The organism is Pannonibacter phragmitetus, assembly GCF_050510895.1.
In the GTDB taxonomy this organism is placed as follows: domain Bacteria; phylum Pseudomonadota; class Alphaproteobacteria; order Rhizobiales; family Stappiaceae; genus Pannonibacter; species Pannonibacter phragmitetus_B.
In genome coordinates, this window is sequence record NZ_JBNINT010000001.1 from 1,056,060 (window position 1) to 1,078,781 (window position 22,722).

At 61.9% G+C, this 22,722-nt stretch carries 13 protein-coding genes and 7 pseudogenes; 7 read left to right on the top strand and 13 right to left on the bottom strand.

Annotated features, from left to right (window positions below; translation table 11 throughout):
- Positions 1-123: 123 nt before the first annotated feature.
- The 3 genes and pseudogenes from ACQB61_RS04930 to ACQB61_RS04940 all read left to right on the top strand — a co-directional run.
- A pseudogene (locus ACQB61_RS04930) lies at positions 124-441 on the top strand (RebB family R body protein); the annotation flags it as partial.
- A 446-nt stretch (positions 442-887) separates the two neighbouring features.
- Positions 888-1,217, top strand: a complete 330-nt coding sequence (locus tag ACQB61_RS04935) for a RebB family R body protein (protein WP_019964490.1) — start codon at positions 888-890, stop codon at positions 1,215-1,217.
- Between the two features lie 159 nt (positions 1,218-1,376).
- Positions 1,377-2,165, top strand: coding sequence for a rhodanese-related sulfurtransferase (locus ACQB61_RS04940; RefSeq protein ID WP_430511728.1), 789 nt, complete (start codon positions 1,377-1,379; stop codon positions 2,163-2,165).
- A gap of 41 nt (positions 2,166-2,206) precedes the next feature.
- On the opposite strand, the pseudogene ACQB61_RS04945 reads toward ACQB61_RS04940, so the two are convergent.
- Positions 2,207-3,066 (bottom strand): annotated as a pseudogene (locus tag ACQB61_RS04945) (SMP-30/gluconolactonase/LRE family protein).
- A gap of 60 nt (positions 3,067-3,126) precedes the next feature.
- Positions 3,127-3,609, bottom strand: a complete 483-nt coding sequence (locus ACQB61_RS04950) for an Lrp/AsnC family transcriptional regulator (RefSeq protein ID WP_430514299.1) — start codon at positions 3,607-3,609, stop codon at positions 3,127-3,129.
- A 144-nt stretch (positions 3,610-3,753) separates the two neighbouring features.
- On the opposite strand from ACQB61_RS04950, the pseudogene ald reads away from it, so the two are divergent.
- Positions 3,754-4,871: pseudogene (gene ald, locus ACQB61_RS04955) on the top strand (alanine dehydrogenase).
- 55 nt (positions 4,872-4,926) lie between these two features.
- Here ald and ACQB61_RS04960 read toward each other — a convergent pair.
- From ACQB61_RS04960 to pgi, 3 genes are all read right to left on the bottom strand, one after another.
- On the bottom strand, positions 4,927-5,211 hold the full coding sequence (locus ACQB61_RS04960; protein WP_430511729.1) for a bacteriocin: 285 nt from the start codon (positions 5,209-5,211) through the stop codon (positions 4,927-4,929).
- A gap of 76 nt (positions 5,212-5,287) precedes the next feature.
- Positions 5,288-5,524, bottom strand: a complete 237-nt coding sequence (locus ACQB61_RS04965; RefSeq protein ID WP_430514300.1) for a glycine zipper domain-containing protein — start codon at positions 5,522-5,524, stop codon at positions 5,288-5,290.
- Between the two features lie 207 nt (positions 5,525-5,731).
- On the bottom strand, positions 5,732-7,357 hold the full coding sequence (pgi, locus tag ACQB61_RS04970; protein WP_430511730.1) for a glucose-6-phosphate isomerase: 1,626 nt from the start codon (positions 7,355-7,357) through the stop codon (positions 5,732-5,734).
- Between the two features lie 217 nt (positions 7,358-7,574).
- On the opposite strand from pgi, the gene ACQB61_RS04975 reads away from it, so the two are divergent.
- Positions 7,575-7,982, top strand: coding sequence for a rhodanese-like domain-containing protein (locus ACQB61_RS04975; RefSeq protein WP_430511731.1), 408 nt, complete (start codon positions 7,575-7,577; stop codon positions 7,980-7,982).
- A gap of 21 nt (positions 7,983-8,003) precedes the next feature.
- Here the strand turns inward: ACQB61_RS04975 and ACQB61_RS04980 are convergent, their stop codons facing one another.
- The 8 genes and pseudogenes from ACQB61_RS04980 to ACQB61_RS05015 all read right to left on the bottom strand — a co-directional run.
- Positions 8,004-8,951: a calcium/sodium antiporter gene (locus ACQB61_RS04980; protein WP_430511732.1), complete on the bottom strand. Its 948-nt coding sequence runs from the start codon at positions 8,949-8,951 to the stop codon at positions 8,004-8,006.
- Positions 8,952-9,140: 189 nt separating this feature from the next.
- The gene (locus tag ACQB61_RS04985) at positions 9,141-9,779 is read right to left on the bottom strand and encodes a 2-dehydro-3-deoxy-phosphogluconate aldolase (RefSeq protein ID WP_430511733.1); all 639 of its coding nucleotides are present in this window, start codon (positions 9,777-9,779) and stop codon (positions 9,141-9,143) included.
- Positions 9,780-9,806: 27 nt separating this feature from the next.
- Complete coding sequence (gene edd, locus ACQB61_RS04990; RefSeq protein ID WP_430511734.1) at positions 9,807-11,627, bottom strand: phosphogluconate dehydratase; 1,821 nt, start codon at positions 11,625-11,627, stop codon at positions 9,807-9,809.
- 194 nt (positions 11,628-11,821) lie between these two features.
- Positions 11,822-13,293: pseudogene (gene zwf / locus ACQB61_RS04995) on the bottom strand (glucose-6-phosphate dehydrogenase).
- A gap of 162 nt (positions 13,294-13,455) precedes the next feature.
- Positions 13,456-14,232, bottom strand: coding sequence for an ATP-binding cassette domain-containing protein (locus ACQB61_RS05000; RefSeq protein WP_430511735.1), 777 nt, complete (start codon positions 14,230-14,232; stop codon positions 13,456-13,458).
- Positions 14,229-15,298, bottom strand: a pseudogene (locus ACQB61_RS05005) (ABC transporter permease). Before ACQB61_RS05005 ends, ACQB61_RS05000 begins: the two are co-directional and overlap by 4 nt.
- Positions 15,299-15,432: 134 nt before the next feature.
- Positions 15,433-16,451, bottom strand: a pseudogene (locus tag ACQB61_RS05010) (sugar ABC transporter substrate-binding protein).
- Between the two features lie 190 nt (positions 16,452-16,641).
- Positions 16,642-17,796, bottom strand: a pseudogene (locus ACQB61_RS05015) (ROK family protein); the annotation flags it as partial.
- A gap of 481 nt (positions 17,797-18,277) precedes the next feature.
- On the opposite strand from ACQB61_RS05015, the gene ACQB61_RS05020 reads away from it, so the two are divergent.
- Together ACQB61_RS05020 and ACQB61_RS05025 are read left to right on the top strand one after the other, a co-directional pair.
- Positions 18,278-19,951 (top strand): long-chain-fatty-acid--CoA ligase, encoded by a 1,674-nt coding sequence (locus ACQB61_RS05020; RefSeq protein WP_430511736.1) that lies wholly within the window; start codon positions 18,278-18,280, stop codon positions 19,949-19,951.
- 220 nt (positions 19,952-20,171) lie between these two features.
- Positions 20,172-22,475, top strand: coding sequence for a xanthine dehydrogenase family protein molybdopterin-binding subunit (locus tag ACQB61_RS05025; protein WP_430511737.1), 2,304 nt, complete (start codon positions 20,172-20,174; stop codon positions 22,473-22,475).
- Positions 22,476-22,722: the final 247 nt, after the last annotated feature.

Consider the following 22,722-nt stretch of genomic DNA (forward strand, 5'->3'; position numbering starts at 1 on the left):
GGCCCTTTTGTCACGTGAGGGTCGGCTAAATGAGGGGAAGCTCCCTCACAGGTGCCTGGGATTGACGTCCTATGAGGTGTAGAGGGCCGCATGCGGTGCTGGCCCGCCTGAAGGAGTAAAAAAATGGCCGATCCCACCACCGTGAGCCCGATGGTCACTGATGCGGTGACCCAGTCCAATGTGCAGGTTGTCGGCGATGCGCCGGCTGTCGCACTCAGCACGCTGTATCAGTCACAAGCCCACTCGCTCGGCATCCTGTTCGAAAATGCGGTTGCCGCGCAGCAGCAGCAGTACAGCCTGTCTCAGGCAGCTGCAAATCAGGGCATCATGCAGATCTACTCGGTGAACACCACCGCCGCTGCTGGCGCTACGGAGAAGGTGGCGCAGACGGGTGTCTCCGACAATCTCACCAGCCTGCTGACTGTGCTCAACGCTTTCAGCGGGGGCGGTGACCGGCGGGCAACCCGCTTGACCGGAGGCATTCTGCAAGGGGGCTGGCATGACGCCAGCCCCGTTTTGCATCCGCACCACACGCAGCCGTCGCTTGAAGCGTACCGGAGCGGGGATACTTTAAACGGCAATCACCTTTCGAGTGTTCGGCAGGAGGCGTGCGGGATGCATGTAGATGAAACTGGCTGGCCGGATATTCCGGCCAAGGACGCCGGCAGTTCCGCTCAGCCCGAGCATCCAGCGTCCCTGCACAGCCTGCTTACGGCACTGAACGCATTCAAAAGCCAGTTTTGAGGAGGTGGCGAGGAGAAATTGCTCACGCCGTCCACAGTCAGTGATTGAAAGATGCGCGCTCTACCTCACGCCAGCGGCGGGTTGGCGTCCTAAGGGGTGTAACGGGCCTGAAGCTTCAAGGCCTGCTTGAAGGAGTGAAATACATGGCTGATCCTACCACCGTGAATCCGATGATCACCGATGCCGTCACGCAGTCGAACGTGAAGGTCGTCGGCGAAGCTCCGGCTGTCGCCATCAGCACCCTCTATCAGTCGATGGTGCATTCGACCGGCATCCTGTTCGAGAACGCCGTTGCCGCCCAACAGCAGCAGAACTCTCTGGCGCAGGCTGCCGCGAACCAGGGCATCATGCAGATCTACACGCTGGACACGACGGCAGCGGCCGGTGCGACCGAGAAGGTGGCCCAGACCGGCGTTTCCGACAACCTGACCAGCCTGCTGACCGTTCTGAACGCTTTCAGCGGCGGCCGCTGATCTCTTTCCCGGACCTGAGGAGCCGGGATCACTGGAGCGCTGTCCTTCTCTTGCGGGAAGGGCTGCGCTCCCTTTGCGTTTTGGTGCCGGGCGGGTTTATAAGGCGCGTCAGAAGACAGAACGGCGGCATTTGCGCGCCGCATCACTCAGGTTTGCCGCATGTACCTCGTTGCCGCCCTTTACAAGTTCGTCCCTTTGGAAGATTTCCGCGATCTGCGCGGACAGCTGCTGGACCTGTGCCAGACGCATGAAATCTGCGGCAGCCTGCTGCTTGCAGCCGAAGGCATAAACGGAACAATCGCGGGCACGGAAGAGAACCTGCGTCATGTGCTTGGCGTCATCCGTCAGGACCCGCGCCTGGCCGATCTCAACCACAAGGAGTCCTGGGCCGAGCGCAAACCCTTCCAGCGCATGAAGGTGCGGCTGAAGAAGGAGATCGTCACGCTGGGCGTCGAGACCGTCGATCCGCGCAAGCGCGTCGGCTCCTATGTGGCGCCGGAGGACTGGAACGGCCTCATTTCCAGCCCGGACGTGCTGGTGATCGACACCCGCAACGACTACGAATTTGCCTTCGGCACGTTTGAGGGCGCGATCAACCCGAAGACCCGCTCCTTCCGCGAGTTTCCGCAGTGGCTGAAAGCTCAGCAGGCGCTGGAGGGCAAGCCGAAGGTCGCAATGTTCTGTACCGGTGGCATCCGCTGCGAGAAGGCCACCTCACTGCTGCTGGACATGGGCTTCGAGGACGTCTTCCACCTTGATGGCGGCATCCTGAACTATCTGGAAAAGATGCCGGAAGAGAAGAGCCTGTGGTCCGGCGAATGCTTCGTCTTTGACGAGCGCATCGCCGTAGACCACAACCTCAAGGCCACCTGGGGACGCAATATCCCCGAGGAGGCCAAAGACTTTGTCCGCAAGCCGGATCTAGAGGACACCTCTGCAAAGGGCTGAGTTTCAGCCCTTTGCTCCGAACCGGTAGGCAGGCAGGCCCGTCAGGCCGGGACGCAGATGGAACAGGCTGCCGGACTGGGGGCAGCCTCAATGCTGGCAGCATCATCCGGGCGCAGGCTGGTGATGACGAGGTCGGCCAGCTCCGGCCCGCAAAAGCAGGGCATCGTCGGGCGCGGCACAGGCAGGGTGAACTTTGCCAGAAGCGCGCCTGCTGGCGAGAAGCAGTTCAGTACGCCAGCCGAAACGCCTGCGCTCCAGTAATTTCCCGAAGAATCGACCGTGGCGCCATCCGGCCGGCCCGTCTCGTTTGTAAGCTGGGCAAAGCGGGTGCGTCCCGAAACTGCGCCGCTTGCCGGGTCAAAGGTCCAGCGGTCCACCCAGCCGGGGAGCTGTCGGCGTGATACATGGCCGTGCCGTCCGGCGACCATGCGAGGCCGTTCGAGACATGCAGGCCGTCCAGGATCTGCGTCACCTTGCCATCGGGTGCCACTCTGTAGAGCCCCGCAACCGGCTGGCGCGGCGAACGGTTGTCCATGGTGCCGACCCAGAAGGCTCCGTCCGGCCCTGCCTTGCCGTCGTTGAGGCGGGTATGCGGATTGTCCGCCTCGATGCTGGCGATGGCTTGTTGCGCGCCGGATTGCGGATCGAACAGGACCACCTGATCCCAGACGGCCACGATCAGCCGCCCATCCTCACACAGCGCAAAAGAGCCAACTTCCTTGGCGAAGGTCCAGGTTTCCAGTTCACGGCTCTTCCAGTCGAGAGCGTGAATGGCCTTGCCCTTGATATCGGTGAAGAAAAGCTTCTGGCGGCGCTCATCCCAGGTGGGGCATTCGGCCAGCGCGAAGCGGCCATCGAGCAGACAGGTGATTTCGGCAGTCAAGAAAGGCTCCGGATCCATGGATGCGTCGTTTGCGCGCACTATAGGCGGAAGGAGCTGTTGGCGTCGACCTTGCAGTGGTCAGTCGGTGCTTCTGTGGGTACTGTCCAGTGGAAAGGCGGTCTTGCGAACTATCGGCCGGATTGCGAAGGAGGATTTCATCCGCGAGACGCCGGGCAGCCGTGCCAGCGTCTCGCGGTGCAACCGCTCGAAGTCGTTGGGGTCCTCCGCCGCGAGCCGGAGCAGGTAATCTGCATCGCCCGCCATGAGATAGCATTCCATGATCTCGGGCGATTGACTGACCGCCTGCTCAAAGGCCAGAAGCACCTCGTTGGATTGGCCAGTGAGGGAGATTTCGACGAAGACATCCATGCGCCGCCCGAGCTTGCGCTGATCAAGCAGGGCGGCATAGCGGCTGATGATGCCGCAATCCTCAAGCGCCCGCACGCGGCGCAGGCATGCCGATTGTGAGAGGCCGATTTTTTGCGCCAGATCGGCATTTGGCATCCTCCCGTCCTGCTGAAGCAGGGTGAGAATACGCTTGTCGATCCGGTCTAATTTCATCGCGCCTCGCAGAATATGCGGAATATACCGCCCAAATTCGAATTGTAATGCAAAAATGCCGCTCACGCTGCAAAGAACGCAAGCCTATTCGATCACATCTCCTCTAGTGTCATCGCATAAATCCTTACCAGAGAGGAATAAACGATGCGCATTGGTGTGCCAAAAGAAATAAAAACCATGAATACCGTGTTGGTCTGACGCCGGATAGCGTTATGGAAGTTGTGGCTCATGGTCACGAAGTCTATGTCGAAACGAATGCAGGCGCCGGTATTGGTGCTGAAGATGCCGCCTACGTTGCGGCTGGTGCCAAGATCTGTGCGACTGCGAAGGAAATCTTCGACGTTTCGGAAATGATCGTCAAGGTGAAGGAGCCGCAGGCCGTTGAACGTGCCATGCTGCGCCCCGATCACACCCTTTTCACCTACCTGCACCTGGCTCCGGATCCGGAGCAGACCGCTGACCTCGTAAAGTCGGGCGCGACCTGCATCGCCTATGAAACCGTGACTGATGGCCGTGGCGGCTTGCCGCTCCTGGCGCCGATGTCACAGGTTGCCGGGCGTCTGTCGATCACCGCTGGCGCCAATGCCCTGCAGAAGGCGGCTGGCGGTTCCGGCATCCTCGTCGGCGGCGTTCCGGGTGTGGCGCCTGCCAAGGTCGTTGTCATCGGCGGCGGCGTCGTTGGTGCCCATGCCATTACGATGGCGCTGGGCCTTGGCGCCGATGTGACCGTGCTGGACCGGAACGTCGACGTGCTGGCCGGGCTGTCGCGCACCTTCGGTTCGGGCCTGCGCACCGTTTATTCCACCAAGGCTGCGCTTGAGCAGTATGTGCTGGATGCCGACATCGTTGTGGGTGCTGTGCTGGTGGCTGGCGCTGCCGCGCCGAAGCTGGTGACGGCTGACATGATCCGCCGCATGAAGAACGGCTCCGTGGTGGTGGACGTTGCCATTGACCAGGGCGGCTGCTTCGAGACTTCCCGTGCAACCACTCATGCCGAGCCGACCTATATCGTTGACGGTGTGGTGCACTATTGCGTTGCCAACATGCCGGGTGCGGTGCCGCGCACCTCGACTTTTGCCCTTAACAACGTGACGCTGCCTTACACGCTGGCGCTGGCAGACCAGGGCGCCAAGGCGGCTCTGCTCGCCAATCCGGCGTTCCTGCCGGGTCTCAACGTCTACAAGGGCAAGGTGACCTGTCAGGCCGTTGCCGAGGCGCTGGGCTACGACTATGCCGCGCCGGAAGCTGCACTGCAGGCCTGAACTATCGAATTGCTGAAAGCGCTCAGCCCCGGTGCCGCAAGGCGCCGGGGTTTTGTCATTCGGGGCAGGGTATGCGGTAATAGATGCCGTCCGGGCCGCGCTTGACGCACTTTCCAGGAGTGAGGGCGCCAATCAGCCCGCCGCCTGCTGCCCCCACCACGCCCCCGGCGACGGCCGCGCCCGGATTGCCTCCCAGCAGCCAGCCTGCGCCGGTGCCCGCCGCCCCGCCAACGGCTGCGCCGGCTACGGCACGTTCCGTCTTGCTGGCCGAATTGCATCCGGACAGGGCAAGTGCTGCGCCGAGCAGAATGGCAGTAAGTGGAAGCGGCGAAAGGGACACGTATCTCTCACAAAGCAAGAAGGCCTCCCCCACCGATGGATGGGGAAGGCCTTGCCTGTCAAGTCAAGCCTGAAGCTTACGGGCAGACGACCCGGTACGGACGGCCGTAACGGTCATAGGCCACGCAGTTCTTCGGCGTGGTAGCAGAACCGACGATCGCACCACCGGCACCGCCGATGACGCCGCCAACCAGGGCTCCGCCGACGTCGCCCGTCGCCGCAGCACCAATCACAGCGCCGGTTGCGGCGCCAAGACCACCGCCGACCAGGGCGCGGTCACGCTGGCTGTCGGACTGGCAGGCTGCGAGCAGCAGACCGGCCGCAGCAAGAACAACGAGATCTCTTCATCTGATTTCTCCCGAAATTGCGGATATGATTCCGCAACCAAGACCGGCACCGTTATTAGTCTAAAGTGACGAGATTGCGGTGATCCATGTCACTTTTTTAACCCGCTGGCGCTGATTTGGTTCCAATAAATCGCACCCGTCCACCTATCAAGGTGACTTCGCAGCCAAGTTCCGTCAAGCGCTACGTAATGCAGCCAGCAAACCGCGTGTGGACGCATCCTTGCCTTCTGCGGAAACCTCGCCCTTGACCATGGGCAGGAGTGCCGTCGCCAGCTCCTTGCCAAGCTCCACACCCCACTGGTCAAAGGAGTTGATGCCCCAGATGACACCTTCCACGAAGACGCGGTGCTCGTAGAGCGCAATCAGACGGCCCAGTGCAAAGGGCGTCAGCTGGTCATGCACGATGGTGATAGACGGGCGGTTGCCGGGGAACACCTTATGCGGGGCCAGCCGCGCCACTTCGTCTGCGGCCATCCCGCTCGCGGCCAGCTGTGCTTTCGCCTCATCCAGCGTGCGCCCCAGCATCAGGGCTTCCGACTGGGCAAGGCAGTTGGCAACCAGCATCTCGTGATGATGGGCCAGCTCCGGTTCATGCCCCTGCGCGGCGACGATGAACTCGCACGGGATCACTGTCGTGCCCTGATGCAGCAGCTGGTAGAAGGCGTGCTGTCCGTTGGTGCCGGGCTCACCCCAAACCAGCGGGCCTGTTTCGGTCTCCACCGTGGTGCCATCCAGAGTCACGCGCTTGCCGTTTGATTCCATGTCGAGCTGCTGCAGATAGGCGGGCAGGCGCGACAGGCGCTGGTCGTAAGGCAGAACGGCGCGGGCGGAGTACCCCATTGCATTGCGGTTCCACACACCGGTGAGACCCATCAGCACCGGCAGGTTCTGCTCCAGCGGGGCGGTGCGGAAATGCTCGTCCATGGCATGAGCGCCTTCGAGGAACTCTGCAAAGGCATCCGGGCCGATGGCGATCATCAGCGGCAGGCCGATGGCGGACCAGACAGAATAGCGCCCGCCAACCCAATCCCAGAAACCGAACACGCGGTCTTCGGCGATGCCAAAGGCGGCGACCTTGTCCAGCGCAGTGGAGACGGCACAGAAATGCGCGCCAACGGCAGCCTCTCCCAGCGCATCGGCAATCCAGGCGCGGGCGGTGCGGGCGTTGGTCATGGTCTCGATGGTGGTGAAGGTCTTGGAGGCAACGACCACCAGCGTCGTGGCCGGGTCCAGATCCTTCAGCGTGTCGGCGATATGGGCGCCATCCACGTTGGACACGTAGTGCAGGCGCGGGCCGTCGTGATAGGGGGCAAGCGCCAGCGTCGTCATCACCGGGCCAAGGTCCGAGCCGCCGATGCCGATGTTGATCACATCGGTGAAAGGCGCGCCGGATGCGCTGGCGATATCGCCTGAGCGGATACCCTCGGCGAAGTCGCCCATGTCAGCGAGGACTTCGCGCACATCGGGCATCACGTCCACGCCGTCCACCAGCACCGGTTCGTCCGACTGGTTGCGCAGGGCGGTGTGCAGAACGGCGCGCTTTTCGGTGCCGTTGATCTTTTCGCCCGCGAACATGGCAGCGCGGTGCGTCTCAAGTCCGGCCTCGCGGGCAAAGCGGCACAGCAGCGAGATGGTTTCGGACGTCAGCTGCGATTTGGAGAAATCGATCAGCAAATCACCGTCACGCACGCTCAGCTTTTCGAACCGTTTCGGGTCTGCCGCGAAGAGATTGCGCAGGTTGGTGGCCTTCAGGTCTGCGGCATGAGACTTCAGCGACTGCCAGTGGTCCGGGGTGAACATGAAAGCTCCTCAATCGATTTAAAAGCCTGTGAATGCAGGCATACTGCAAAACATGGCAATGGTATAGCATGCGGGCATGACAGTGCCATGCCCCAGTTTCCGGGCGGTAGAATGGCAGCGAGCCGACTGGCGTGAAATCTTCTTGTGTCATTGATGGGTCGCCTTCTTCGCCGGACAGTGGCATGATCAGCCTTCCCGTTTCTCAGGAGGCTTTTGCATGGCTCAGAGAATCTCGCGCGGTATCAACGTGCTTCTGGCAGAGGCTGCAGAGCTGGTCAGCGCGATCTCCGCCGAAGAGGCGAAGCTGCTGCTTGGCCGTGAAGGTTATGTCTTCGTGGACTTGCGCGATGTGCGGGAAGTACAGAAGGAGGGTGCCATTCCCGGCGCCTTCTCCTGTCCACGCGGCATGCTGGAGTTCTGGATCGATCCGGCGAGCCCTTACCACAAGCCGGTCTTCGCCAGCGACGCGACATATGTGTTTTTCTGCGCGGCCGGATGGCGCTCGGCGCTTGCTGCGCGGACGGCAACCGAGATGGGGCTCGAACCTGTCGTGCATCTCGATGGAGGCTTCGCGGCCTGGGTGGCGGCTGGCGGTGCGATCGAGCAGATGGTGCGGCGCGCCTGACCCGGCGCGCCCGTTTCGACGTCAGGCGCTGGGCATCTGGGTGAAGAGATATCCGCAGTAGCCCACGTAGAGCAGCAGGAAGGCTGCACCTGCCAGCCGGTTGATTGACTTCAGCCCCAGCAGCATCAGTGCCAGCAGAACGGTGATGCCAAGCATCAGCGGAATGTCGAAGCTGGCGATGCTGGGTGCAATCGTGACCGGGTGGAAGACCGCTGTCGCACCCAGAATGCCGATGATGTTGAAGAGGTTGGAGCCCAGCACATTGCCGATGGCAATTTCCGAGTGGCGGCGGAAGGCGGCGATTGCGGAGGTTGCCAATTCCGGCAGACTGGTGCCGACGGCAACAATTGTGAGGCCGATGACGGCTTCGGAAATCCCGTAGCCGCGGGCGATGGACGTTGCGCCGCGCACAAGCAGATCTGCGCCGATGACAAGACCTGCAAGACCACCGGCGATATAGGCAAGCTGCATCCAGAGCGGCATCGGCACAGGCTTATGCTCGTCATCTTCCTCCGCTTCTTCCTTCTTGCCATAGACGGCCGCATAGAAGAGATAAGCACAGAGAGTGATGAACATCGCCGCGCCCATCGGGCGTGAGACATGGCCGAGATAGCCCAGAAACAGCGTGAAGGCGGCGACCAGGGTGACCATGGCCAGATCCCGGCGGATGCCGGCAATGGCCGTTGGGATTGGGCAGATTACGGCAGCAACGCCAAGGATGAGCAGAATATTGGCAGTGTTGGAGCCGACCACGTTGCCGACGGCAATGTCGGGTGCACCGTCAAAGGCCGCCTTCAGCGAGACAAGCAGTTCCGGCATGGAGGTGCCGAAGCCGACAATTGTCAGGCCGATGATCAGCGGCGGCATGCCAAATCGCGCTGCGATCGAGACTGCGCCTCGAACCAAGCCTTCGCCGCCCAGAAACAGAAGGATGAGACCGGCTGCCAGAAACGTCAGATCCAATGCCATAAAACCACTTCCTTCTGTCAGGTGCCGGATCGGCCGGCCATGTTCGCTCTGCCGCAAGAGAAGAGCGGAACCAAAGTCACAACTGTCTGGAAAACAGTCCCGGAAATCCCGGCGCACTTAAGAAGAACCGGCGGTTTTTTCAAGCCCGCCGGTTCATTACGTCCGTAAAATACAGAATATTTGTGCGTATCAGCCTTTGATGGCGGCCGCTTCGCGGGCACGGGCCTCAATCCCGGCCCAGTCGCCCGAGGCAATGGCCTTGGCATCGGCAATCCACGAGCCGCCGACGCACAACACGTTCGGCAGGGAAAGGTAGGCCGGAGCCTTTTCCAGCGTGATCCCGCCGGTCGGGCAGAACTTCACCTGTGCCAGCGGCGAGGACAGGGACTTCAGATAGGAAGCGCCGCCTGCCTGTTCTGCTGGGAAGAACTTGAGGCGCAGATAGCCGCGCTCGATCAGGGCCATCACTTCCGAGGAGGTGGCTGCGCCCGGCAACAGCGGCACGTCGAAGTTCTCTGCCGCATCCAGCAGCTTCGGCGTCACGCCCGGAGAGACGATGAACTTGGCGCCAGCCTTGACGGCAGCTTCATACTGAGCGGCATCCAGAACGGTGCCTGCACCGGGAATGGCGCCTTCCACGTTGTCGGCAACCGCCTTGATGGCTTCCAGTGCACGCGGGGTGCGCAGCGTGATTTCGATGGCCGGGAGGCCGCCGCGCACCAGAGCCTGAGCCATGGGAACGGCTGCCGCAGGGTCCTCGACGATGAGAACGGGGATGACCGGCGCGGCGGTCATGACAGCTTCAATGCGGGCGGTATCCTGCGGCATTCCTTGGTCCTTCCGGTAGAGGCAGCATCAGCTGCCGAAAACATGCGCGCCCGTGTCAGCCGTGCCGACGAGGGCACGGAAGGGGGCAAAGAGATCACGGCCTGTCCCGGTCTGGTTGGCCGATAGGTCATAGGTGGCAAGCGGGCGGGCGTTGAGCTCCGCCGCATCCACCAGCACCTCCAGCGTACCCTTGACGGCATCGACGCGGATCACGTCGCCGTCCTGAATACGGGCGATGGGACCACCGTCGCAAGCCTCTGGTGTCACGTGAATGGCGGCAGGCACCTTGCCGGAGGCGCCCGACATGCGGCCATCGGTGACCAGCGCCACCTTCAGGCCCTTGTCCTGAAGGATGCCGAGGGCAGGCGTCAGCTTGTGCAATTCGGGCATGCCGCAGGCCTTGGGGCCCTGGAAGCGCACCACAGCCACGACGTCGCTGGTCAGCTCGCCGCGCTTGAAGGCGGCCTGCAGGTCGTCCTGTGAATTGAAGACGCGGGCAGGGGCTTCGATGATGTGGCGTTCCGCGGCGACGGCAGAAATCTTGATGACGGCGCGGCCCATGTTGCCGTCCAGCACCTTCAGTCCGCCATTTGCCTGGAATGCCTTCGGCATCGGCGCAAGAACCTTTTCGTCGCCCGAGACGGCGGGAGCTGCATCGCGGCGGACGGTGCCCTCATCGCTCAGCTTGGCTTCGACGGTGTAGCCGTCAAGGCCGGTGCCGTTGACGGTGCGCACGTCCTTGTGCAGCAGCCCGGCAGACAGCAGTTCGCGGATGAGGAAGCCCATGCCGCCGGCGGCCTGGAAATGGTTCACGTCCGCTTTGCCGTTCGGATAGACGCGAGCCAGCAGCGGCACCACGTCCGACAGCTCGGAAATGTCATCCCAGGTCAGCTTGATACCGGCCGCATTGGCCATGGCGACAAGGTGCATGGTGTGATTGGTGGAGCCACCCGTGGCGTGCAGACCGACGACACCATTGACGATGGCGCGCTCGTCCAGCACTTCGCCGATGGGGGTGTATTCATTGCCAAGGGCAGTGATCGCCAATGCGCGCTTGGCAGCTTCGCGGGTCAGTGCCTCACGCAGCGGCGTGCCCGGATTGATGAAGGACGCGCCCGGCATGTGCAGGCCCATGATCTCCATCAGCATCTGGTTGGAATTGGCCGTGCCGTAAAAGGTGCAGGTGCCGGGGCCGTGATAGGACTTCGATTCCGACTCCAGCAGTTCCGCCCGGCCCACCTTGCCTTCGGCATAGAGCTGGCGTGTCTTGGCCTTCTCGTCATTGGTGATGCCCGAAGTCATCGGCCCGGCGGGAATGAAGATCGCAGGCAGATGGCCGAAGGAGAGGGCGCCAATAACGAGGCCCGGAACGATCTTGTCGCAGATGCCGAGATAAACGGCAGCATCGAACATGGCGTGTGACAGGCCGATGGCCGTGGACATGGCAATGATGTCGCGTGAGAAGAGTGACAGTTCCATGCCCGACTGGCCCTGCGTCACGCCATCACACATAGCCGGGACACCGCCAGCTACCTGGGCAACGCCGCCGGCCTCCCGCGCAGCCTGGCGGATCAGCTCGGGAAAGGTTTCGTAAGGCTGATGGGCGGACAGCATGTCGTTGTAGGCTGTGATGATGCCAAGGTTCGGCACTACATCGCCAGCGAGCGCGGCCTTGTCGGAGACGGTGCAGGCAGCAAAGCCGTGAGCAAGGTTGCCGCAGGCCAGAGTGGAGCGGCGCGGCCCCTTCTCACCATCGGCCCGGATACGGTCCAGATAGCGGGAACGGTTGTCGTGGCTGCGCTTGACGATGCGCTCGGTCACCTCTGCGATGCGGGCATGCACGGTCATGGAACTTTCTCTCCCTCAGTTCCGGGGCGGGAGGGGCGCATGAGGCGCGTCCATAGAAGATCACAATCCCGCCGCCCTGCGGATTTAATCGATTTAAGCCGAAGCGGCAACCGCTTCCGGCATGTCATTTTCGATCCGTGTCAACGTGCCGCCAGCGGAGGGCCGGCGGCACGGTTGCCCAGGTTCGGGCAGGATCAGGCGTTTTCTTCCGACCAAGTGCGGCTGTCACGCTCGATCAGGGCGATCGAGGCGGAGGGCCCCCAAGTGCCGGCGGTGTAGCCCTTGGGCTGATCCTTGGTAGTTGACCAGGCTTCGAGGATCGGATCGATCCACTCCCAGGCTGCATCCACCTCGTCGCGGCGCATGAACAGGGTCTGGTTGCCGCGGATCACGTCCATGATCAGGCGTTCATAGGCATCCGGGTTACGCACCTTGAAGGCGTCGGCAAAGCTCATGTCCAGCGGCACCTTGCGCAGGCGCATGCCGCCGGGGCCCGGGTCCTTGATCATGATCTCCATCTTCACGCCCTCATCCGGCTGAAGGCGGATAACGAGGCGATTGTCGGTGATGACACCGGCTTCTGCGCCGAAGATGGAGTGGGAATCGGGCGGAACTGTACGACGATCTCCGAAACGCGGGTGGCAAGGCGCTTGCCCGTGCGCAGGTAGAAGGGTACGCCGGACCAGCGCCAGTTGGCGATCTGCGCCTTGATGGCGACAAAGGTTTCGGTGAGGCTGTCGTCCCGGCCCAGTTCTTCCAGATAGCCCGGCACAGCACCGCCGGAGGATGCGCCTGCCTTGTACTGGCCGCGCACAATGTGCTTTTCCACGAGCTCAGGGGTAAAGGGCGCCAGCGCCTTGAGCACTTTCAGCTTTTCATCGCGCACGCTGTCCGCATCCATCGAGGCGGGCGGCTCCATGGCGACGAGGCACAGCAGCTGGAGAATATGGTTCTGAACCATGTCGCGCAGGGCGCCTGCCGTGTCGTAGTAACCGGCACGTCCGCCGACGCCGAGCGATTCAGCGACGGTGATCTGCACATGGTCGATGTGGGCGGCATTCCACAGCGGCTCGAACAGGGCGTTGGCAAAGCGCAGTGCCATCAGGTTCTGCACCGTTTCCTTGCCGAGATAGTGGTCGATACGGAAGATCTGATGTTCCTGGAACACCTTGCCGATGGTCTCGTTCAGGGCCTTGGCGGACTCTCCGTCCTTTCCGATCGGCTTTTCGATGACAACGCGGGTGTGGTCATTGACAAGGCCTGCCTTGCCAATTCCAGCGCAGATGGTGCCGAAAATGTCCGGCGAGACGGCGAGGTAAAAGGCGCGGACCACGTCGGGGCGTTCGTTCAGGATCTTGCCCAGCTCCGCCCAGCCTGCATCTGCGGCGACATCGATGGCGACATAGGTGAGGCGGCCGAGGAACCGGGCGAGGGCCTCATCGTCCAGTTCCTTCACATGTTCCCGCAGCGCCGCTTCTGCCCATGCCCGGTACTCATCAGAGGAGTATTCTCGGCGGGAAGTGACGATGATGCGGGCCGCTTCGGGAATCTGTCCGTCGAGATCGCGGAAATAGAGGGCCGGGAGCAGCTTGCGGTGCGCGAGGTCACCGGTGCCGCCGAATACGACCAGATCGAAATCATCCACTGCGATCACGCGAACGGCCATGCTCCTCGTCTCCCTTTTGGAGTGCGGCCGCAACGGCCGTCTGATTTATTTCGATGAGTTAAATAAAGGAAATCGGCTTGGGCCGCAATGCTAACACGCATTCGCCTGAACGTCTCCGCCCCGATTTGGTTTTTCAGAGGCGGAGAACGAAGTTCAACAGAATCAAGCGGCTAGACCCACCGGAGGCTCCATGGCGCCGGTCATGATTGCCACAGCATCCGACATGGAAAAATCCGATGGCTTGATGATGGCGGCGCGTTTGCCAAGCCTGTGGATGTGAATCCGGTCTGCCACTTCAAACACATGCGGCATGTTGTGGCTGATCAGGATGATCGGCAGCCCACGCGAATTCACGTCCTTGATGAGTTCCAATACCCGGCGGCTTTCCTTGACGCCGAGGGCGGCCGTCGGCTCATCCATGATGATCACCTTGGAGCCGAAGGCCGCAGCGCGGGCCACCGCAACACCCTGGCGCTGGCCGCCCGAAAGCGTCTCGACCGCCTGATTGATGTTCTGGATGGTCATCAGGCCGAGTTCTGCCAGCTTCTCGCGGGCAAAGTCTTCCATGGCCTTGCGGTCCAGAGTGCGGAACACCTTGCCCATGAAGCCTGGTTTGCGGATCTCGCGGCCCATGAACATGTTGTCGGTGATCGACAGGGCAGGGGACATGGCGAGGGTCTGGTAGACGGTCTCGATTCCCGCCATTCGCGCATCATTCGGAGAGGTGAAGCGGATTTCCTCCCCATCCAGATAGATGCTGCCGCTGTCCGGCGTTACCGCGCCCGACAGTGCCTTGATGAGGGTGGACTTGCCCGCGCCATTGTCGCCGATGACGGCGAGAATCTCGCCCGGCATCAGGTCGAAGTCGCAATGATCCATGGCGGTGACGCGGCCATAGCGCTTGACGAGGCCACGGGCCTTCAGAATTGCTTCGGTCATGCCGTTACCTTTCTGATCCACTGGTCGATGGTGACGGCGGCGATGATCAGCACGCCGATGAGAAGATAGGTCCACTGCGGATCGGCGCCGGCCATGCGCAGGCCCAGTTCGAATACGCCGACAATCAGCGCGCCGAAGAAGGCACCAACAATGGAGCCGCGCCCGCCGAAGAGCGAGATGCCGCCGATCACAACGGCGGTGATGGCCTGAATGTTGCCGATGACACCCGTGGTAGCCGAGGGGAGACGGAGCCGAAGCGTCCGATCATGACCCAGGCAGCAAGGCCGCAGATGAAGCCGACGAGCATGTAGACCGACATGAGCGTGCGATGCACGTTGACGCCTGCAAGCTTTGCCGCTTCCGGATCGTCGCCAACCGCATAGACATGGCGTCCCCAGGCCGTGCTGCGCAGGGCATAGGCGAGCACTGCCACCACAAGGATCATCAGGATGACGCCGTAGGTAAGGCTCGCGCCGCCAACCTTCAGGGTGGTGCCAAGGAACTGCAGGAAGGGCGCCTGCGTCTCGATGTCCTGTGCGCGGATGGTTTCATTGGCAGAGTAAAGATAATTGGCTGCCAGCACGATCTGCCACATGCCGAGCGTGACGATGAAGGGCGGCAGCTTGACGCGGGACACGAGCCAGCCGTTGACGGCGCCGATCAGCGTGCCGCAGGCAAGACCGATCATCACAGAGACAGAGGGCGGAATGCCATAGCGGAAGGTGAACTGGCCCATGATGACGGACGTCAGCACCGCTATGGCGCCAACACTGAGGTCGATGCCCGCAGTCAGGATGATCAGGCTTTGCGCCGCCGCCAGCACGCCGACGATCTGCACCTGCTGCAGGATCAGCGTCATGGCGAAGGGCGAAAAGAACTTCTCTCCCAGATAAGCGCCGAAAAGCAGGATGGCCGCAATGAGAACGAGCAGCGGCACGAGCGCAGTGTTGGTGTGCAGCGCATGGTGGAACTGCTGCAGGACGCCTTTCTTCGGATCCTGGAACTCGGCGAAGTTTTCTTCCCGGCGCGTTTTTACCGCGTCCTCGAAGTTGTCGGTGTTGCTCACGGCCAAGCCTCCTCCCGCTGTGAGAGAGACACCGGGCGCGGCAGGGCGCCCGGAGCTTCTCCGGCATGTTTTTTCTGGTTCTTGCGACGTCAGGGATCAGGCGGGTTTGCCGCCTGATCCGCATGCACAGGGGCTCAGCCCCAGCAGAGCTTCTTGCCTTCTTCGACGGAAATGGACTTCACGCCATCCACCGGTTTGCCGGTGACGAGCGATACGCCCGTGTCGAAGAAGTCCTTGCCGTCGGAAGCCTGCGGCTTGGTGCCGTCCTTGGCCCAGGCGGCAATCGCCTCGATGCCCTTTGAGGCCATCAGCAGCGGGTACTGCTGGGAAGTGGCGCCGATGACGCCGGCTTCCACATTGGCGACGCCCGGGCAGCCGCCATCAACAGACACGATCAGTACGTCCTTCTCGCGGCCAATGGCTTTCAGGGCCTCATAGGCGCCTGCGGCTGCCGGTTCGTTGATGGTGTACACCACATTGACCGAAGGGTCCTTGGCGAGCAGGCTTTCCATGGCCTTGCGGCCGCCTTCCTCATTGCCCTGGGTTATGTCGTTTCCGACGATGCGCGGATCGGTTTCATCGCCCCACTTGTTCGGGTCGCCCAGCTCGATGCCGAAGCCCTTGAGGAAGCCCTGGTTGCGCAGCACGTCAACGGTCGGCTGGGACACATCAAGGTCGAGCATGGCGATCTTTGCGTCAGCGGCCTTGTCGCCCAAGGTCTTGACGGCCCACTGGCCAATCAGCTCACCAGCAAGGAAATTGTCTGTGGCGAAGGTCATATCCGCCGAATCCAGAGGATTTAGGGGGTGTCGAGGGCGATGACGAGAATGCCCGCGTCACGAGCCTGCTTCACCGCAGGAACGATGGCCGAGGTATCAGAGGCCGTCAGGAGGATGCCCTTGGCGCCATTGGCGATGCAGGTTTCGATGGCCGCCACCTGGGTGTCGTTGTCGCCATCCACCTTGCCGGCATAGGCATTCAGTTCGATGCCCAGTTCCTTGGCCTTGGCGGTGGCGCCCTCGCGCATCTTCACGAAGAACGGGTTGGTGTCCGTCTTGGTGATGAGGCAGGCATTGACCGTATCTGCCTGTGCCGGGGCAAGGGCGCCCATGGCTGCGAATACGGAACCTGCGAGAAGCATCTTGCGGATCATTGTCATCATCCTCCCTGACCGTTTTCTCTCCTCCCGTTCTGACCCCGGCCGGTTCGGGCCAGAACGGCTGCCCCTCAAGCTGTCGAGGGGCTTCCAGACGGAGGGCTCCCACCCCCGCCGATCCCTTGAGGCCACCGGTCAGGATTTCTGCCCGGGGCGAGAAATTGAAGAACATGGGCAGGCTGGCCGCACCAAGGGCGCCTGCATCCTGTCCGAAGCTGCCGTGCTCCACGCGTGGTGCGTCGCGGGCTTCCGGGGCCTCCTCGACAAGGGCCCGGTGCAGCTTTCCGATCAGTTGGCTCAGCATGCCGCTGTCGATGTCGCAATCGATCACGACCAGCGGGATGTCGAGCAGGGCGTGACTGGCGCTGACGGCTGGCAGCAGCGCGTCCACGCAGTCCTCAAGCCATTCATCCACTTCGGGCCGCTTTGCGATGACAGCCTGTTCCAGCTCAGCCCGGGAGGGGCGCAGGCCAGAACCTTGTGTCAAATGCCGTGCGAGTGCGCCGAGTGAAGCCCGCGTCAGCAGGATGTCCCACTTGCCCTTTGGGCGCGGAGCGCTGGCCAGGGTACTTGCCGGAACGGGCATGACGGCCACATCCGCAGCATTTCCGGTAACACCACGCACCACGTCGCCGTTCATGATCAGCCCGCCGCCGATGGCAGGTCCGATGAACAGATAGAGGAAATTGTCTTCCAACCGGCCCAGCCCATAGAACAGCTCGGCGACGGCTGCGGCTGTTCCATCGTTTTCGGCAAAGACCGGAAGGCCGGTGGCCTCCTCAAGACTGGCGGCGAAGTCGACCTCGTCCCACGGCTTGAAGTTTTCGGCCGGAAGCCCGAGCTGCTGAAGCCAGGCGCCCAGATTGAAGGGCTGCGCCAGACCGATGCCGGTCAGGCGGCGGCGCTCTGCCGGAGACAGCAACTCCTGCAGCTTTTCGATGTCCTGCCGGATCATGTCCACAGCCACGGAGGGCAGTGGCAGGATCATATCGTGATAGCTTCGGCCGATGATGCGCCCGCCGAAATCAACGAGCACGGTCTCGATGCCCGCACGGCCGAGACGCACGCCAAATCCGAAGGCACCGCGCGTGGCAAGGCGCAGGATCGTCGCGGGCTGGCCGCGTCCGCCGTCATGGCGCTTGCCCACTTCCTCGATCAGGCCGTCTTGCGCCAGTTCCTGGATAATGGCGCCGATCGCCGCGTTGGTCAGGTTTGCTGCCCGGGCAAGCTCCGCCTTGGACGCTTCCCCGGCGCGGCGGAGGATCTGCAGCACGATACGCTCGTTGTAACGGCGCAATTGCGCCGAATTGCTGCCTCTCCCGCTTGTGACGTTTCCTGCCATTCAGCGTCCTCCCTGGTGGCTGATATGAAACTGCCGCCAGCACCGAATAATTTTTCTTGATTTAATTATTTGATGCTTGTGCCATGCAGTCAACCATTTTCGATGTTGCACTGCGTCAAATTCCAGAAGCTGGCATATTAGATTCCCTTGCTTGTTTTGAGGAGATGGCAATTTCAACTATGGGTAATGTGGTTGAACAATTTTGCCCCATTTGCGTAAGTGCCACCGGAATTCTGAAATCACCGGGCAGTTGACCTCCTAAACCTCTGTCTCTGCGATATTGGAGAAAAAGTCGCAGGTGCCGTTACGTCGCCGGTTGACGTAAACGGAAGGAACGACAAATCTGTAGGAAGACGCCCCAGGCAGGGGTATCAACCTGGAATGCTGCAGGCAGGGAGGTTGCGCTGAGGAGCGCAAGCCGGGAGTGAAGCTCCCGGGCCAAGGCCGTCCAGGTGGCGCAGAATCTCGATTGGAGACCGCCATGGCGAAAGTGGAGGAATGGGTCGCGGCTTTCAGGCCCCGCCCGCTGCATGAATATCTGGAGGAGACCGTTGCAAGCTACGGCAAGACCGTGGCTGCCGATTTCCTCGGCAAGACCTGGACCTATGGTGAACTTGGCGCATTGGTGAACCGTGTCACCGCAGGTTTGCAGGCTCTGGGTGTAACCAAGGGGACAAAGGTTGGCCTCTGCCTTCCGAATACGCCCTACTACACAATCTTCTACTTTGCGCTGATGAAGGCCGGGGCAACGGTCGTCAATTTCAATCCGCTGTATGTGGAGCGCGAGATCGCATTCCAGGCGCGGGATGCGGAAGTGCGCATCATGGTCACGCTCGACCTCAAGGTCATCTACGACAAGGTTGAGGCCGTAAGGAAGGATGGCATTCTGGACAAGATCATCGTTTGTCCGATGGCCGATATCCTGCCTGCGGTAAAGAGGGCGCTGTTCACCCTGTTCAAGGGTAAGGACCGGGCCTCGTGGAAAGCAGACGGCGGCCATGTGCCTTATGCGGCGCTGCTGAACCGCGGTGCCAGTCCGGTGCCGGTTGCCATTGATCCTGCCGAGGACGTGGCGGTTCTGCAATACACCGGCGGCACCACGGGCGTGCCGAAGGGCGCGATGCTGACGCATGCGAACCTCTCCGCCAACATCGAGCAGATGAAGGATATTTTCCACGCGGCGGAGAAGGGCAAGGAGCGGATGCTCTGCGTCATTCCCTTCTTCCACGTCTTCGCCATGACGGTTGCGCAGAACCTTGCTGTCGTGCTTGCCGCGCAGATGGTCCTTATGCCGCGCTTCGACATGAAGATGCTGCTGGACACCATCAAACGCACGCGCCCGACGCTGTTCCCAGGCGTTCCGACCATCTACACGGCCATCAACAACTCGCCACTTACGCCTTCCTATGACCTGACCAGCGTGAAGCTGTGCATCTCCGGCGGCGCGCCGCTGCCGGTGGAGGTGAAGGAGAAGTTCGAGACGATCACCGGCTGTATCCTCGTGGAGGGATATGGCCTGACGGAGACTTCGCCGGTTGCTTCGGTTAATCCGCTGGACGAGCGCCGCCGCGCTGGCTCCATTGGCCAGCTCGCGCCCGGCACCATGGCTGAGTTCCGCGCTCTGGATGACCCCAGCCGCACTGTGCCGCAGGGTGAAAAAGGCGAACTGGTGATCAAGGGGCCGCAGGTGATGAAGGGCTACTGGAAGCGGCCCGAAGAGACAGCGCGGACCATCGAGAATGGTTTCCTCCACACGGGCGATGTGGGCTACGTGGACAAGGATGGGTTCATCTATCTGGTGGACCGGATCAAGGATCTCATCCTGTGCTCGGGCTACAACGTGTATCCGCGTGTGATCGAGGAAGCCCTGTATCAGCATGCCGGCGTTGAAGAGGCGATCGTCATTGCGGTACCGGACGAATACCGCGGCCAGGCGCCGAAGGCTTTCGTAAAGCTGCGGGCCGGAGCCACGGTGACGCAGGAGGAAATGCGCGCCTTCCTCAAGGATCATCTCTCGGCCATTGAGCTGCCGCGCGAGATCGAGTTCCGCGATGCGCTGCCCAAGACCATGGTTGGCAAGTTGTCCAAGAAGGAACTGGTCGAAGAAGAAGCGGCCAAGCGCGCGGCTGCAGCGGCAAGCAAACCTGCCGCCTGAAGCCTTCACCTGAAAACTCAGGGGCCTGCCGGATGCCGCCGGCAGGCCCTCGTCATTCTTGCGGATATGAGGAACGGGCGTCTTGGCTCTAATTCGGGGTTGACGTTTCACGGTCCGGCACAACATTCTTGTCTGACAAGACAAGCGCCGCAGCCCCTAATGGCCAATCCCCATGTGCCGCATGGCTGCATCAGCCCATAACAATCGAGGCCGTTTCCAGATGAACCAGATGACGCCGAAGAAATTCGGGATCGGTGCCCCGGTCCGCCGCAAGGAAGATCCTGCCCTGATCACCGGCAACGGCCGTTACACGGACGATTTCGCCCCCGAGGGCACCTTGCATGCCTATGTTCTGCGCTCGGCCATGGCGCATGCCCGGATTTCCGTCTCCGGTCTTGATGAGGCTCGCGCTCATCCGGGCGTGGCGCTGGTGCTGAGTGGATCTGACCTCGACGGCATGAAGTCCATGCCGGTGAAGGCGGTGATGAAGCAGCTGGACGGCACCATGCACTGGTGTCCCGTGCGGCCGGTGCTTTGCACGGATACCGTCCGCCACGTAGGCGATGCCATCGCCTTCGTTGTCGCAGACAGTGTCAATGCGGCCAAGTCTGCGGCGGAATTGATCGAGGTGGATTACGAGCCGCTCGACGTGATCATCGATATCGAGGAAGCAGCTCAGGACGGGGCAACGCTGGTCTGGCCGGAGCATGGCACCAACAAGGCCTTCCGTCTTGGTCATGGTGATGAGGCGAAGACGGAAGAGGCCTTCCGCAAGGCTTCGCATGTCACCTCCATCCGCCTCGTCAACAACCGGCTCGTGGCCAATTACATGGAGCCGCGTGCCTGCCTTGCCGAATATGATGCAGATACAGGCCGCTACACGCTGACAGCGGGGACGCAGGGTGGTCACGGCCAGCGGGACATCATCGCCAAGGATATCCTCGGCATTGATCCGGCACGGCTGCGCATCATCACTCCGGAAGTGGGCGGCGGTTTCGGCACCAAGATGTTCGTCTACCGGGAATATCCGCTATGCCTCTTCGCGGCGGAGAAGCTGCGCCGTCCGGTGAAGTGGACCGGCGACCGCATGGACCACTTCGTTACCGACGCGCATGGCCGCGACAACATCACCACCGCAGATCTGGCACTGGATGCCGATGGCCGCATCCTTGGCCTGCGCATCAATGTTCTGGCTGCCATGGGTGCCTATCTGCACCAGTATGGCCCCTTCATCCCCTTCGTCGGCACCTCCATGTCCACGGGGCTGTACGATGTTCCTGCGCTTTTCGTCACGGCCACCGGCGTCTACACCCACACGGTGCCGACCGATGCCTATCGCGGTGCGGGGCGTCCGGAGGCGGCCTATCTGATCGAGCGGCTGATCGAGAAGGCAGGGCTTGAGACCGGCCTTGGCACGGCAGAAATCCGCCGCCGCAACTTTGTGCCCTCCAGCGCTCTGCCTTACACCACGGCAACGGGCCGCATGTATGACACCGGTGATTTCGCCGGGCATATGGACAAGGCGCTGGAAGTGGCTGACTGGAACGGCTTTGCGGCCCGTCAGGCAGAGAGCGCAGCGCGTGGCAAGTACCGTGGCATCGGCCTTTGCAGCTACATCGAGGCCTGCGCCTTTCCCGGCGGAGAAGAGGCAACGGTGGAGCTGAACGGCAATGGCACGGTGACGCTGCTGATTGGCACCCAGACCAACGGTCAGGGTCACGCCACGGCCTATTCGCAGGTGATTGCGGAACAGCTCGGGCTTGATATCGGGCAGATCGAGGTGATCCAGGGTGATACGGACCGGGTGCGCAAGGGCGGCGGCACGGGCGGCTCCCGCTCCATTCCGCTCGGTCTTCCCTCAGTGCTCGAAGCCTCGAAGAGCCTTGTCCGCAAGATCAAGGAGAAGGCCGCCGATCAGCTGGAAACCGGCATTGATGATCTGGAGCTGGTAGATGGTGAGGTCCGCGTCGTTGGCACGGACCGTTCCGTCTCGCTGGCCGCCGTTGCCTCTGCCGCCGGTGAAAAGCTCGCCGGGCAGGAAGAGGTGAAGCAGGCAGAAGCGACCTATCCCAATGGTACGCATGTCTGCGAGCTGGAGGTGGACCCGGAGACGGGTGATGTGGAGCTGCTGAACTACACGATCGTCGATGACTTCGGCGTCACGGTGAACCCGGTTCTGCTCGCAGGACAGGTCATTGGCGGCACGGTGCAGGCGATCAGTCAGGCCCTGTGTGAGGAGACGGTCTTCGATGCCGATGGCCAGCTTCTGACCGCATCGCTGCTCGACTACCGCCTGATCCGCGCATCGGACCTGCCGGACATCCACTTCGAGACAAAGAACGTGCCGTCCACCACCAACGCGCTGGGCATCAAGGGCGCTGGCGAGGCCGGCACCATTGGCGGCTGCGCAGCCGTAATGAATGCCCTGCAGATGGCGCTGCGCGATGGGGCAGGGGTGGAGCATATCGATATGCCTGCCACGCCACACCGCGTATGGCAGGCCATCCAGACCGCGCGCGCCTGAGAACACAATGAGGGGACAGCGCAGATAAGCGCGCCGTCCCCTCATTGAGACCATGCTGGCCGCTTCTTCTGCCCGGCAGCGTAAAATTCTGTATGCTGCGGCAATATGGTCTGGAATTTTGAGAGCGGTTTGCTACCCTTGTATACATAAGCATGCATGATGCGCACGGCGAAGTTGCCGCGCTATCAGCAGATTTGAGTTGAGGCCAGGCCCGGCGCCCAGCTTCTTCATGCCCGCCCCTGCGCCG